This window comes from Microbacterium sp. LCT-H2 (genome assembly GCF_001866135.1).
GTDB lineage: Bacteria > Actinomycetota > Actinomycetes > Actinomycetales > Microbacteriaceae > Microbacterium.
Genome location: NZ_MODW01000008.1, coordinates 46808 through 59636, shown reverse-complemented (window position 1 = coordinate 59636; position 12829 = coordinate 46808). Strand labels below are relative to the sequence as shown.

At 70.4% G+C, this 12829-nt stretch carries 13 protein-coding genes; 10 read left to right on the top strand and 3 right to left on the bottom strand.

What is annotated here, in order from left to right:
* The first annotated feature begins 16 nt into the window (after positions 1 to 16).
* The 6 genes from BK819_RS15165 to BK819_RS15140 all read left to right on the top strand — a co-directional run bounded on the left by BK819_RS15165 (position 17) and on the right by BK819_RS15140 (position 4404).
* Positions 17 to 487 carry an A24 family peptidase gene (locus tag BK819_RS15165; protein WP_071329863.1) on the top strand — a complete coding sequence of 157 codons (471 nt, stop codon included), beginning with the start codon at positions 17 to 19 and terminating at the stop codon, positions 485 to 487.
* 47 nt (positions 488 to 534) lie between these two features.
* Positions 535 to 750, top strand: a complete 216-nt coding sequence (locus BK819_RS15160; RefSeq protein ID WP_025105115.1) for a hypothetical protein — start codon at positions 535 to 537, stop codon at positions 748 to 750.
* Positions 743 to 1354: a CYTH domain-containing protein gene (locus BK819_RS15155; RefSeq protein ID WP_071329862.1), complete on the top strand. Its 612-nt coding sequence runs from the start codon at positions 743 to 745 to the stop codon at positions 1352 to 1354. Before BK819_RS15160 ends, BK819_RS15155 begins: the two co-directional genes overlap by 8 nt.
* Before the next feature lie 62 nt (positions 1355 to 1416).
* Complete coding sequence (locus BK819_RS15150; protein WP_256209488.1) at positions 1417 to 2574, top strand: type III polyketide synthase; 1158 nt, start codon at positions 1417 to 1419, stop codon at positions 2572 to 2574.
* Positions 2571 to 3296, top strand: a complete 726-nt coding sequence (locus tag BK819_RS15145; protein WP_071329860.1) for a methyltransferase domain-containing protein — start codon at positions 2571 to 2573, stop codon at positions 3294 to 3296. Before BK819_RS15150 ends, BK819_RS15145 begins: the two co-directional genes overlap by 4 nt.
* The gene (locus BK819_RS15140; RefSeq protein WP_071329859.1) at positions 3283 to 4404 is read left to right on the top strand and encodes an NAD(P)/FAD-dependent oxidoreductase; all 1122 of its coding nucleotides are present in this window, start codon (positions 3283 to 3285) and stop codon (positions 4402 to 4404) included. Before BK819_RS15145 ends, BK819_RS15140 begins: the two co-directional genes overlap by 14 nt.
* Before the next feature lie 53 nt (positions 4405 to 4457).
* On the opposite strand, the gene lpdA is transcribed toward BK819_RS15140, so the two are convergent.
* Both lpdA and BK819_RS15130 read right to left on the bottom strand, forming a co-directional pair.
* A complete protein-coding gene (gene lpdA / locus BK819_RS15135; protein ID WP_071329858.1) occupies positions 4458 to 5855 on the bottom strand; it encodes a dihydrolipoyl dehydrogenase in 1398 nt (465 codons plus the stop codon).
* Between the two features lie 9 nt (positions 5856 to 5864).
* The gene (locus BK819_RS15130) at positions 5865 to 6521 is read right to left on the bottom strand and encodes a copper resistance CopC family protein (protein ID WP_071329857.1); all 657 of its coding nucleotides are present in this window, start codon (positions 6519 to 6521) and stop codon (positions 5865 to 5867) included.
* Positions 6522 to 6621: 100 nt separating this feature from the next.
* Between BK819_RS15130 and BK819_RS15125 the strand changes: the two genes are divergently transcribed.
* The 3 genes from BK819_RS15125 to BK819_RS15115 all read left to right on the top strand — a co-directional run bounded on the left by BK819_RS15125 (position 6622) and on the right by BK819_RS15115 (position 8435).
* Positions 6622 to 7104 (top strand): FHA domain-containing protein, encoded by a 483-nt coding sequence (locus BK819_RS15125; RefSeq protein ID WP_060921153.1) that lies wholly within the window; start codon positions 6622 to 6624, stop codon positions 7102 to 7104.
* On the top strand, positions 7104 to 7790 hold the full coding sequence (locus tag BK819_RS15120; RefSeq protein WP_071329856.1) for a MerR family transcriptional regulator: 687 nt from the start codon (positions 7104 to 7106) through the stop codon (positions 7788 to 7790). The genes BK819_RS15125 and BK819_RS15120 overlap by 1 nt, the downstream gene beginning before the upstream one ends.
* A 99-nt stretch (positions 7791 to 7889) precedes the next feature.
* Positions 7890 to 8435, top strand: coding sequence for a MerR family transcriptional regulator (locus tag BK819_RS15115; protein WP_060921155.1), 546 nt, complete (start codon positions 7890 to 7892; stop codon positions 8433 to 8435).
* Positions 8436 to 8499: 64 nt separating this feature from the next.
* Here BK819_RS15115 and BK819_RS15110 read toward each other — a convergent pair whose 3' ends face one another.
* Positions 8500 to 9312 carry a ParA family protein gene (locus BK819_RS15110; protein ID WP_060921164.1) on the bottom strand — a complete coding sequence of 271 codons (813 nt, stop codon included), beginning with the start codon at positions 9310 to 9312 and terminating at the stop codon, positions 8500 to 8502.
* 92 nt (positions 9313 to 9404) lie between these two features.
* Here BK819_RS15110 and BK819_RS15105 point away from each other — a divergent pair, with 92 nt between their 5' ends.
* Complete coding sequence (locus tag BK819_RS15105) at positions 9405 to 12812, top strand: pyruvate carboxylase (RefSeq protein ID WP_071329855.1); 3408 nt, start codon at positions 9405 to 9407, stop codon at positions 12810 to 12812.
* Positions 12813 to 12829: the final 17 nt, after the last annotated feature.

Genomic DNA, 12829 nt, shown 5'->3' with positions numbered 1-12829 from the left:
TCCCTAACCTGCGGGGATGGACATCCGTCTCGCCCTCCTCGGCCTCGTGCATGGCGGCCTCCTCGCGATCGGCATCCTGCTGACCGTGATCGACGCCCGCACGCACCGCCTCCCGAACCGCATCGTGCTGCCGACCCTGTTCCTGCTGCTCCTGGCTGCGGCCGCCGACGCCGTCGTCACCGCCGACGCGGCCGCGCTGGGGCGGGGCCTGCTCGGGTCCCTCGTGCTCGGCGGCTTCTATGCGGCCCTGCGGCTGCTCAGCCGGGCGGGCATGGGTGGAGGAGATGTGAAGCTCGCCCTCGTGATCGGGCTCGTCCTCGCCTGGCACGGCTGGGGCGCGTTCCTCCTCGGCGCCTCGTCCGCCTTCGTGCTCGGAGCGGTCTACGCTCTCGTGCTCCTCGCCGCGGGACGGGCCGACCGGAGGACCCGCATCGCCTTCGGCCCGTGGATGATCGCGGGGGCGGTCCTCGGCGTCCTCGGCGGCTGACCGGGCAGGTCGCCCCGAATGAGGGAGGGCAGCGCTACCCTGGGCACATGGCACTCGCACGACTTCACGGTGGCCCGCTGGACGGGCAGATCATCCCCCTCGACGACGACGCGGACGACAAGCTGATCGTCCCCTACAGCGAGACGCAGGTGGTCTACAACCGCCGCGGCGAGCCGCAGAACACGGGCGAGGGCGATGGCCCCACCGAGATCGACTACTGGTTCGAGGAAGCCCTCGAAGACCTCACGCTCGAGGATGACTGAGCCCTCTCGCACCGTCGAGGTCGAGCGCACGTACGACGTCGACGAGGGGACGCCCCTGCCCGACTGGACGGCGATCCCCGGCGTCGACGCCGTCTCGCCCGGCGAGCACCGCGCTCTCGACGCCCGCTACCTGGACACCGCGGATGGAACGCTGGCCCGTGCCGGCGTCGCGGTGCGCCGTCGCTCCGGGGGCCCGGACGAGGGATGGCACATCAAGGGTCCGCGGCAGGGCGACGGCCGGGTCGAGCAGGGCTGGCCCCTCGGTGGCGAGGAGCTCCCGACGGCGGTGCGTGAGGCGATCGCCGCCTGGACGACCGCGCCGCTGGAGCCGCTCGCGCGCATCGAGAACGACCGGACGGCCTACCTCCTCACCGGACCGGACGGCGTCGTGGCGGAGTTCGTCGACGACCGTGTGCGCGCGACCGATCTGCGCAGCGGAACACGTCGGGCGTGGCGGGAGTGGGAGGTCGAACTCGGACCGGCGGCTCCGTCCGACGACGCCGGTCGTGCGGCGTTCTTCGCGGCGATCGAGACCGCCGTGCGCACCGCCGGTGCACGAGCGGCCGGCTCCGATTCGAAGCTCGCCCGGGCTCTCGGCTTCTAGGCCTCCCACCCTCCGGAAGCAACCCCTTTCCGGGTGGGCGTCCGGGGTGGTTGAGTGACGACATGAGTCGACCGCCCGTGCTCCGATCGCTGCAGACGATCGTCCCCGAGACCGTCATCGTGCAGGAGCAGGTGCGCGACGTCTTCGCCGCGCAGCCCGACCTGGGACGGCTGGCGCAGCGCATCGTGGCGACGTCGTTCAACGTCTCCGGCATCGACACGCGGCACACCGTGATCGCGGAGCTCGCCGAAGACGCCGCTCCGGACCAGCCGCTGTTCTACGACCGCGGTTCGGGAAGGCTGCTGGCGCCGGGCACGAAGGCGCGCAACGACGTCTATACGCGTGAGGCTTCCCGTCTCTTCGTCGAGGCCGCGCGCCGCGCCCTCGAGGCGGACCCCGACCTGGACGCGGCGGACGTGACGCACGTCATCACGGTCTCCTGTACGGGCTTCCACGCCCCGGGACCCGAATATGAGATCGTGCGCGGGCTCGGCCTGTCCGACGCCGTGCAGCGCTACCACCTCGGCTTCATGGGGTGCTATGCCTCGATGCCGGCTCTGCGCGCGGCCGCACAGTTCTGCGCGGCCGAGGAGAACGCCGTCGTCCTCGTCGTCAGCGTCGAGCTGTGCACGCTGCACCTGCGCTCCTCCGAGGATCCGGACACCATCGTGGCCTCCTCCCTGTTCGCCGACGGGGCGGCCGCGGGGATCGTGACGGCACGGGACCTGCCCACGGCCGTCCCCGCCCTCCGGCTCGACGGCTTCCACACCGCGATCGTGCCGGAGGGTGTCGACGACATGGCCTGGACGATCGGCGACTCCGGTTTCGAGATGATCCTGTCGACCGCCGTCCCGCAGATCATCGGCGAGTCGATCATCGGGGCACTCGCGCCGCTCTACGGGCGGGAGGAGGGGCTGGCGGAGGCCTTCGCCGCTGGGCAGGTGGGGGACCGGGTGCGCCACTGGGCGATCCATCCCGGCGGACGGAGCATCCTCGACCGCGTGCAGGAGCGGATGGCGCTGAGCGATGCGCAGCTGCGGCCCGCGCGCGAGACGCTCCGGGAGTACGGGAACATGTCGAGTGCGACGGTGCTGTTCGTGCTGAAACGCATCCTCGAACAGGAGGGTGCGGAGCCCGGCGACCGCGTGGCGGCGATGGCCTTCGGGCCTGGCCTCACCGCCGAGAGCGCGTTGCTGACCGTCGTCGCACCCGCACCGTGAGCGTGGATCTGTCGGCGCGCGCCGTCGACCTCGTCGAGCTCATGGACGACCCCGCCGCCGACGAGGAGGCACTCGGTCGCACGTACCGGCGCTTCAGCGCCGTGAACGCGGTCGTCTCCCGCCCCGGTCGGCTGTATCGGCGGGACATCCGCCCGCGGGCGGTGGCCGGGCGTCCGCTGCGCATCCTCGACATCGGCGCCGGCGGGGGAGACCTGTGTCGCGACCTCGTCCGGAGACTGCGACGCGATGGCCTCCGTGCCGACATCACCGCTCTGGACGCCGACGAGCGTGCGATCCGCTGGGCCTCGGCGCACGACGACGGCGCGGGGATCCGCTATCGCCATGCGCTCTCCGGCGACCTCGTGGCGGCGGGCGACACCTATGACGTCGTGCTCTCCAACCACGTCCTCCATCACCTCGACGCCGCAGCACTGCGCGCGGTGCTCGACGACTCCCGTGCGCTGGTGGGTGACCGAGGACTCATCTCCCACCACGACATCGCCCGCAGCCGCCTGGCCTACGGGGCGTTCGCGGCAGGAACCTGGCCGTTCGCGCGGAACCTCCTCGCCGGGTCCTTCATCCGGGTCGACGGTCTCCTGAGCATCCGCCGCTCCTACACTCCGCAGGAGCTCGCGGCGGTGGCCCCGTCGGCCTGGGAGGTGCGGTCGCACCTGCCCGCACGGCTCGAGCTGCGCTGGGAGGGCGCAGATGGTCGACCATGACGTCCTCGTGGTGAGAGGCGGTCCGGTCGGGCTGCTCCTCGCCTGCCTCGTGGCGCAGGACGGCCGTCGGGTGCGCGTGTGCGAGCGTCGCACGGACCAGGGCACGCAGACGCGCGCGATCGGGATCCACCGTCCGGGGCTCGATGCCCTCGATGCGGCCGGGGTGGGCACCGCGGTGCGCTCCGAGGCGCTCCGCCTGTCCGGCGGGGAGGTCCGCAGTCGCGGGCGGCGGCTCGCCGCCCTGACCTTCCCGTCCGAACGCCCGATCCTCACGCTCGCGCAGCCGCGCACCGAGGAATTGCTGCGGGGCCGCCTCCGGGCGCTGCGACCCGATGCGCTGCAGTCCGGCTCCGTCGTCCGCTCGGTCCGCGACGAGGGGCCGTTCGTGCGGGTCGGGATCGACGGCGAGCACGGGTGCCGCGAGGAGACGGCGTCGATCGTCGTCGTCGCCGACGGCGTGCGGAGTCCTCTGCGGGCGGCGTTCGGTGCCGGCTGGGACCCGCGGTCGGGGAGCGCCGACTACGCGATGCTCGACGTCGACGCCCCGCAGACCGACGATCGTGCCGTGCTGTACTTCGAGCCGGACGGCCTCGTCGAGTCCTTCCCCTTGCCGGGTGGGCGGCACCGCTGGGTGGTGCGCGAAGACCGTGGCAGGACGGTGACCTCGGCCGCTGAGCTGGCAGGTCTCGTCGCGCAGCGGACGGGGCACGCCCTCGACGTGGACCCCGCCGCGCCCATGTCGTCGTTCCGCGCGGCCCAGCACGCCGCGCGACGGCTGCACCGCGGACGGATCGTCCTGCTCGGGGACGCCGCGCGCGAGGTGAGCCCCATCGGCGGTCAGGGCATGAACCTCGGCTGGGCGGATGCGCTCCGGCTGAGGGACGCGTTGCGCCGGACCGACCGGGGCGCCGTCCCCGTCCTGGACGGCTTCGCCCGAGAGGTCCGGAGGACCACGCGGAGGGCGCATCGCCGTTCCGCGTTCTTCATGGCGATGGGGGCTCCGGCGATCGCGCCGGTCGTCGCCGTCCGGGAGGGGCTGGTCGGCGTGCTCGGCTCTACGCCACTGCGCGGGTGGACGACCGGCCTCATCACGATGCGCGGCCTGTGACGCGAGAAGGCCCGGTCCGCGATGCGCGGACCGGGCCTTCTCGAGGCGTCGGATCAGAAGTTGATCATGTGGCCGGCCAGGCCGTGGAAGCCCTCCTGCAGCGCCTCCGACAGCGTCGGGTGCGTGTGCACGTTGCGGGCCAGCTCGAGAGCCGTGAGGTCCCACTTCTGCGCGAGCGTGAGCTCGGGCAGCAGCTCCGACACGTCGGGACCGATCATGTGCGCGCCGATGAGCTCCAGGTGCTCGGCATCGGCGATGAGCTTGACGAAGCCGACCGGCTCGCCGAGGCCATGCGCCTTGCCGTTGGCCATGAACGGGAAGGTCGCGACCTTGATCTCACGCCCCTCGTCCTTGGCCTGCTGCTCGGTGAGCCCGAACGATGCGACCTGCGGGGAGCAGAACGTGGCGCGCGGCATCATGCGGTAGTCGCCCAGCGTCTGGGTCTCAGCACCGCCGATGGTCTCGGCCGCCACGACGCCCTGGGCCTCGGCCACGTGGGCGAGCTGCAGCTTGGCGGTGACGTCGCCGATGGCGTAGATGCCCTCGACGTTGGTGCGCATGTGGTCGTCGATGTCGATCGCGCCGCGCTCCGTCAGCTTCACACCGGTCTTGTCGAGTCCGAAGCCCTCGACGTTCGGGGCGAACCCGACCGACATGAGCACCTTGTCGGCCTCGATCGACGCCTGCTGGCCGTCCTTGCCGGTGTAGGAGACGGTGACGGAGGAACCGTTATCGACGACCGACTCGACCTTGGTGGAGGTGAGGATGTCGACGCCGTAGTTCTTGTACTGCTTCGTGATCTCCTTCGACACGTCGGCGTCCTCGTTGGGGAGGGCGCGGTCGAGGAACTCGATGATCGTGACCTTCACGCCGTAGTTCGTCATCACGTAGGCGAACTCCATGCCGATGGCGCCGGCGCCGACGATCACGATGGACTTCGGCAACTCACGGGAGAGGATCTGCTCCTCGTAGGTCACGACGTTGTCGCTGAGCTGCACACCGGGAAGCAGGCGGACCTTCGATCCCGTCGCGATGATCGCGTTGTCGAACGTGACCTCCTCGGTGGAGCCGTCCGCCTTCGCGACCGAGATGGCCTTCGGGCCGGTGAAGGTGCCGCGGCCGTCGTACTCGGTCACCTTGTTCTTCTTCATGAGGAAGTGGATGCCCTTGACCCGGCCGTCCGCGACGACGCGGCTGCGGTCGAACGCCTTGCCGTAGTCGATCGTGAACTCTCCGGAGATCCCGAAGAAGTCGGCCTTGTGGTTCAGGGTGTGCGCGATCTCCGCGTTCTTCAGGAGCGCCTTGGAGGGGATGCAGCCGACGTTGAGGCAGACACCACCCCAGTACTTCTCCTCGATGATCGCGGTGGACAGGCCGAGCTGTGCGCTGCGAACCGCAGCGACGTATCCGCCAGGACCTGCACCAAGGATGACGACGTCGTAATGTGGCATGTCTTAAGCCTATCGCTCAGAGGGGGCGTCGGAATCGGTGGGGGCCGGTCCCCGAGGGCGGCGCACGATGAGCCAGACGACCGCGCTCAGCGCGGCGAGCACGCCCAGGATCACCAGCACCCAGATCCATGGGGAAGCGGCTCCGGCGTCGTCTCCCGCGTCCGGTGCCGTCGTCGCGGTCGCCTCGGGGGTAGCGGTCTGCTCCGTCGTCGGCGCCGCGGTCGGGGGAGCGGTGGTGGGCTCGCCCGTCGCGGCGCCCTCGTCGCCGACGGTGACGGTGAAGGAGAACTCTCCGGACGTCGGGTGGCCGTCGCTCGAGACGACCTTCCAGACGACGCGGTACTCCCCGGCGGGGCCCGAGCCGGTCAGGGGCTGGGTCACGATCGCCCCGTCGACCGTGGGGGCGCCGTCGATCACGGACTCGCCGGCCGGATCGGTGACGGTGAGCTCCGTCGCACCCTCCCCCTCGATGAGCTTGGCGCTGAAGGTGAGGGTCAGCTCCGCGGGCAGGGTCTCCACACTGCTGTCCGCCGCAGGCGACGACGACACGAGAGCGTCGTGGGCCGAAGCCGACAGCGGCGGGGAGAAGAGGACGAGGAACGCGGCGAGGAGGGTGGCTACGAGGGCGATCGGGGCCGCCGGGCGGCGCAGAGCTGTGGTCTTCACGAGTCCAGCCTATGAATCCCCGGTATGGGACCGCTGAGTGCGAAAGCGGCCTCCCGCGCACCCCTTCGTATCGGATAGTCTGGACAGCCAGGAGGGCACAGTGACAGACAGCGACAGCCGACCGGCCGGTGAAGCCGCCATCCATCGCTCCGGCGAGCCGAGACACGATGTGACGCAGACGTTCGGACACGATTCCGATCTGTCGTTCGTCCCGTTCGGCGTGGAGTTGACCGATGTCGAGCAGTCGGCCATCGCGGCGCTGCCCTCGGGCTCGGCTCTGCTGCTCGTCCGTTCCGGAGCGCTCGCCGGTGCGCGGTATCTCCTCGACACCGACGTGACCACCGTCGGCCGCCACCCGGAAGCCGACATCTTCTTCGACGACGTCACGGTGTCCCGCCGTCACGCGGAGATCACCCGGACCGGGACGACGTTCGAGATCATCGATCAGCGCTCCCTCAACGGCACCTATGTGAACGGGGAGCGCGTGGACCGTAGCCCCCTGGCGGACGGTTCCGAGCTGCGCGTCGGCAAGTTCCGTCTGAACTTCTTCGCGTCCCCGCTCGACCGCGCGGCGAACGCCTGATGGCGGCAACTCCCGCCCGCGAACGCTCGGCGTCCGCGGGCCTGCTGAGTATCGGTCAGGTGCTCGCACGCCTCACTCCGGAGTTCCCCGACCTGACCTCCAGCAAGCTGCGGTTTCTCGAGGTGCAGGGCATCGTCCGGCCCTCCCGCACCGAGTCCGGCTACCGGAAGTTCTCCTCCGCCGATATCGAGCGGCTCCGTCTGGGACTGACGCTGCAGCGGGATCACTACCTTCCGCTCAGCGTCATCCGTGAGCAGCTCGACGAGGCGGAGGCCTCGGGGGAGACGGCGGCCCTCACGCCGCCGCCCTCGATCGCCCCGGCCCCGCGCCGTTATCGCCGTGAGGAGTTGCTGGCTGCAGCCGGCGCGGGTCCCCAGCTGCTCAACGACGCCATCAGCACCGGGGTCATCACCGCGCAGGAGACCTACTCGGACTCCACCGTCGCGCTGCTCCGTGGGCTTGTCGCCCTCGACCGGCACGGCATCGAGCCGCGTCATCTCCGCTCCCTGCGACAGGGAGCGGAGCGTGAGGTGTCGCTCATCGAGTCGGCGCTCTCCACGTTGCTGCGCCGGACCGATGCCGCCTCGCGAGCGCGCGCCAACGAACTCGCGCCGGAACTGGCCACACGGATCGACGACGTCCGGACCTTGTTCGTGAAGGACGCACTCACGCGGATCCTTTCGTAACGAACTGATTGCGACACACCTTCGGCGTCGCACGGATGTCGTTGCCGGTGCCGGGACCCTGCTCTACCGTGGAGATAACCGTTCCAGGGAGGATTTCAGATGAATGCGGATGAGCTCGCAGGCGACCCGCGGTTCGTGACCGAACTCCTCTTCACCGACGGTCTGCCCGCGATGGACGATGAGGTCGGCTATCGCGGTGCCGTGGCGGCCCGCGCGGCCGGTATCACCTACCGTCAGCTCGACTACTGGGCACGCACCGAGCTCGTCGAGCCCACGGTGCGCGGTGCGAACGGCTCCGGTTCCCAGCGCCTCTACGGCTTCCGCGACATCCTCGTCCTGAAGCTCGTGAAGAGCCTCCTCGACACCGGGATCTCCCTGCAGCAGATCCGCACCGCGGTGGACGAGCTCCGCCGCGCCGGTATCCGCGACCTCGCAGGGACGACCCTCATGAGCGACGGGGCGTCGGTCTACCTCTGCACGTCGAACGACGAGGTGATCGACCTGGTCAGCCGCGGTCAGGGTGTCTTCGGTATCGCGGTCGGCAAGGTCCTGCGTGAGGTGGAGTCGACGCTCGTCGCCTTCGACGCCTCCGCTCCCGACCCCGTCGACGAGCTCTCCGCCCGTCGCGCCAAGCGCTCCGCCTGACGGCCCCCGCTCCACGAAGAACGGCCACCCTCGAAGAGGATGGCCGTTTCGTCGTTCCGGGGTCTCAGCTCTGCGGCCCGGTCTCCGGGACGGGGATCCGACCCGTGCGGATGATGCGGTCGAGGAGTTGGTCGAAGTCTGCGGCGAGTTCCTGCGCCGAGTCGCCGGGCCAGATGTGCAGCGGCTTCGCGGCGCCCTGCGCCTGCTGGAGGGAGGTGCGCTCCGGCAGCTGCGGCGAGAGGACGAGGGGGCCGAACATGTCCCGCAGCTCCTTGATGCGGAACTGATGCTCGATCGACTGCGGGCGCACGCGGTTGACGACGATGCCCAGCGGCTGGAGGCGCGGGGAGAGGCCGCGGCGGATCTCCTCGATCGCACGCAGGGCACGGTCCGCTGCCGCCACGGAGAAGAGTCCGGGCTCAGTGACGACCATGACGCGGTCGCTCGCCGCCCACGCGGTACGGGTGAGGGCGTTCAGCGAGGGCGCGCAGTCGATGAGCACGAGGTCGTAGTCCGCCTCGACCGCAGCGAGCGCCTCCTCGAGCTTCCACACATCGCGGACGCTCGGGTGCGGGCCGTCGAAGTTGATGGCGGACGGACTGCCGATCAGCACGTCGATCGTGCCGGGGTGGACCTTGGCCCAGCCGCTGGAGGTGATCGCCTGACGGACGGTCTTCTCCTTCGGGTTCGCCAGCACATCGGCGATGTTGAGTCGTCCCGCGACCTGGATGTCCATCCCGGTGGAGACGTCGGACTGCGGGTCGAGGTCGACGACGAGCGTCCGGACACCCCGGGCGAAAGCCGCGGAGGCCAGCCCGAGTGTCACGGTCGTCTTGCCGACGCCCCCCTTGAGAGAGCTGACGCTGAGTACGTGCACGGAGACCACGTTACCTTCCCCTAGGCTGGGGGAACACTCAGCCCCGCCCCATGTGCGTGCCTCGGCCGTGCATCGAGCTCTCAGAGGTGTGCATGTTCCAGAAGATCCTTGTGGCGAATCGTGGCGAGATCGCGATCCGGGCATTCCGGGCAGCGGTCGAGGTGGGGGCGCGCACCGTCGCCGTCTTCCCGCACGAGGACCGCGGCTCGGTCCACAGGCTCAAGGCCGACGAGGCGTACGAGATCGGCGAGCGCGGGCACCCGGTCCGCGCCTACCTGGATGTCGACGAGATCATCCGCGTGGCCACCGAGGCCGGCGCCGACGCCATCTACCCCGGATACGGCTTCCTCTCGGAGAATCCGGAACTGGCGGAGAAGGCCGCGGCGAACGGCATCGTCTTCATCGGGCCGCCGGCGAAGGTCCTCGAGATGGCCGGCAACAAGGTCGAGGCGAAGCGTCACGCCGTCGAGGCGGGCGTCCCCGTGCTCCGGTCCACCGAGGCTTCGGACGACGTCGATGCGCTCGTAGCCCAGGCGGAGGAGATCGGGTTCCCCCTCTTCGCCAAGGCGGTCGCCGGAGGAGGAGGCCGCGGCATGCGGCGCGTCGAGACGCTCGGCGATCTCGGACCGGCCCTCGCCGAGGCCATGCGGGAAGCCGGCAGCGCCTTCGGCGACCCCCGGATGTTCCTCGAGCAGGCCGTCGTGCGGCCGCGGCACATCGAGGTGCAGATCCTCGCGGACAAGACCGGTGAGACGGTGCACCTGTTCGAGCGCGACTGCTCCGTCCAGCGGCGGCATCAGAAGGTCGTCGAGATCGCTCCCGCCCCCAACCTCGATGACGACGTGCGCCAGGCCCTGCACGGCTACGCCGTGGCTTTCGCCCGCTCCATCGGCTACGAGAACGCGGGGACCGTCGAGTTCCTCCTGGAGACGGCGGGGGACCGCGCCGGCGAGGTCGTGTTCATCGAGATGAACCCGCGCATCCAGGTCGAGCACACGGTCACCGAGGAGGTGACCGACGTCGACCTCGTGCAGAGCCAGATGCGCATCGCCGCGGGGCAGACCCTCGCCGAGCTCGGACTGCAGCAGGAGAGCCTGCACCTGCGCGGCGCCGCACTGCAATGCCGCATCACCACGGAGGACCCGACGCAGGGCTTCCGACCCGACACCGGGAAGATCACCACCTACCGCTCGCCCGGCGGAGCGGGGATCCGTCTCGATGGCGGCACCGTTCACCAGGGTGCCCAGATCAGCCCGCACTTCGACTCGATGCTGGCGAAGCTGACCTGCCGCGGCCGCGATTTCCCGGCCGCCGTCGCCCGTGCGCGCCGTGCCCTCGCCGAGTTCCGCATCCGCGGTGTCTCCACGAACATCCCCTTCCTCCAGGCTCTGCTCGACGACGAGGCGTTCATCCGGGGCGACGTCAGCACGTCCTTCATCGACGAGCGGCCGGAACTGCTCCGCGGACGCGCCTCGAAGGACCGCGGTACCAAGATCCTCAACTGGCTCGTCGACGTCACGGTGAACAAGCCGCACGGCGCGCATCCCGGCGTCATCGACCCCGCGACCAAGCTGCCTCCCATCGACCTGGCGGTCGAACCGGCGCCCGGATCCCGGCAGCGGCTGCTCGAGGTCGGTCCCGAGGAGTTCGCTCGCGGCCTGCGTGCGCAGAGCGCCCTCGCGATCACCGACACGACCTTCCGCGACGCGCACCAGTCGCTGCTCGCGACCCGGGTCCGCACGAAGGACCTCGTCGCCGCCGCTCCGTACCTCGCCCGGCTCACACCGGAGCTGCTCTCTGTCGAGGCCTGGGGAGGAGCCACGTACGACGTCGCGCTCCGCTTCCTGGGAGAGGACCCGTGGGAGCGACTGGACAAGCTGCGGGCGGCCCTCCCGAACGTCGCCATCCAGATGCTCCTCCGCGGTCGGAACACGGTCGGCTACACGCCGTACCCGACGGCGGTGACCGAGGCTTTCGTCGCGGAGGCGGCGGCGAGCGGCGTCGACATCTTCCGCATCTTCGACGCGCTCAACGACGTGGAACAGATGCGCCCGGCGATCGAGGCGGTCCGCGCCACGGGGACCGCGGTCGCGGAGGTCGCGCTCTGCTACACCGGCGATCTGCTGGATCCGGCGGAGCAGCTCTACACGCTCGACTACTACCTCGGGCTCGCGGATCAGATCGTCGCCGCCGGCGCGCACATCCTCGCGATCAAGGACATGGCGGGCCTGCTCCGCCCCGCCGCGGCCGCGAAGCTCGTCACGGCGCTCCGGGAGCGCTTCGACCTGCCCGTGCATCTGCACACCCACGACACTCCGGGCGGACAGCTCGCCACCCTGCTCGCGGCCAGCGCCGCCGGCGTCGATGCGGTGGACGCTGCGTCGGCCCCGCTGTCCGGCACGACCAGTCAGCCGTCCCTGTCGTCTCTCGTCGCCGCCCTCGCCCACACGGAGCGGGACAGCGGGATCTCGCTCGCGGCCGTCTCGGACCTTGAGCCCTACTGGGAGGCGGTGCGTCGCCAATACGCACCGTTCGAGTCGGGGCTTCCGGGGCCCACCGGACGCGTGTACCACCACGAGATCCCCGGCGGTCAGCTGTCGAACCTCCGGCAGCAGGCCAAGGCTCTCGGCCTCGCCGACGACTTCGAACTCATCGAGGACATGTACGCCGCCGCGGACCGCATCCTCGGACGCGTGCCGAAGGTCACCCCGTCGTCGAAGGTCGTGGGCGACCTCGCTCTGCACCTCGCCGCGGTGAACGCCGATCCCGCGGACTTCGAGGCGAACCCCGGGAAGTACGACGTGCCGGACTCCGTGGTCGGGTTCATGGCGGGCGAGCTCGGCGACCTCCCCGGTGGCTGGCCCGAGCCCTTCCGCTCCAAGGTGCTCGCCGGCCGTTCCGTGCGAACCGGCCTCACGGCGCTGACGGACCAGGACGAGGCGGAGCTGGCCGGGACGAGCGCGCAGCGGCGCTCCCGCCTGAACACGCTGCTGTTCCCCGCGCCCACGGCCGAGTTCGCGGAGCGGCGCGAGCAGTACGGCGATCTCTCCGTGCTCGACACCAGCGACTATCTCTACGGGCTGGTCCCCGGCCAGGAGCACCTCATCGAGATCGATCGTGGGGTGCAGCTGTACGTGGGGCTCGAAGCCATCGGCGAGGCGGACGACAAGGGCATGCGGACCGTGATGACGACCCTGAACGGTCAACTCCGGCCCGTGTTCGTGCGGGATCGCTCCATCGCCGTGGATGCACACGAGGTGGAGAAGGCGGACACGTCCGTCCCCGGCCAGGTGGCGGCGCCGTTCTCCGGAGTGGTCACCCTCAAGGCCGAGGTGGGGGCGACGGTGCGGGCCGGTGAGCCGGTCGCGTCGATCGAGGCGATGAAGATGGAGGCTGCCATCACGGCCCCCGTGGACGGGGTCGTCGAGCGGCACGCCATCGCCGAGACCCAGCAGGTGGACGCGGGTGATCTTTTGGTCGTGATCCGACCGGCGCACTAATCTTGTCCGGGCGAGGC

What these genes read in the sequence shown, in the direction of transcription:
- BK819_RS15165 (WP_071329863.1), top strand. Translation starts at nt 17, where the DNA reads ATGGACATCCGTCTCGCCCTCCTCGGCCTCGTGCATGGCGGCCTCCTC.
- BK819_RS15160 (WP_025105115.1), top strand. Translation starts at nt 535, where the DNA reads ATGGCACTCGCACGACTTCACGGTGGCCCGCTGGACGGGCAGATCATC.
- BK819_RS15155 (WP_071329862.1), top strand. Translation starts at nt 743, where the DNA reads ATGACTGAGCCCTCTCGCACCGTCGAGGTCGAGCGCACGTACGACGTC.
- BK819_RS15150 (WP_256209488.1), top strand. Translation starts at nt 1,417, where the DNA reads ATGAGTCGACCGCCCGTGCTCCGATCGCTGCAGACGATCGTCCCCGAG.
- BK819_RS15140 (WP_071329859.1), top strand. Translation starts at nt 3,283, where the DNA reads ATGGTCGACCATGACGTCCTCGTGGTGAGAGGCGGTCCGGTCGGGCTG.
- lpdA (WP_071329858.1), bottom strand. Translation starts at nt 5,855, where the DNA reads ATGCCACATTACGACGTCGTCATCCTTGGTGCAGGTCCTGGCGGATAC.
- BK819_RS15120 (WP_071329856.1), top strand. Translation starts at nt 7,104, where the DNA reads ATGGCGGCAACTCCCGCCCGCGAACGCTCGGCGTCCGCGGGCCTGCTG.
- BK819_RS15115 (WP_060921155.1), top strand. Translation starts at nt 7,890, where the DNA reads ATGAATGCGGATGAGCTCGCAGGCGACCCGCGGTTCGTGACCGAACTC.
- BK819_RS15105 (WP_071329855.1), top strand. Translation starts at nt 9,405, where the DNA reads ATGTTCCAGAAGATCCTTGTGGCGAATCGTGGCGAGATCGCGATCCGG.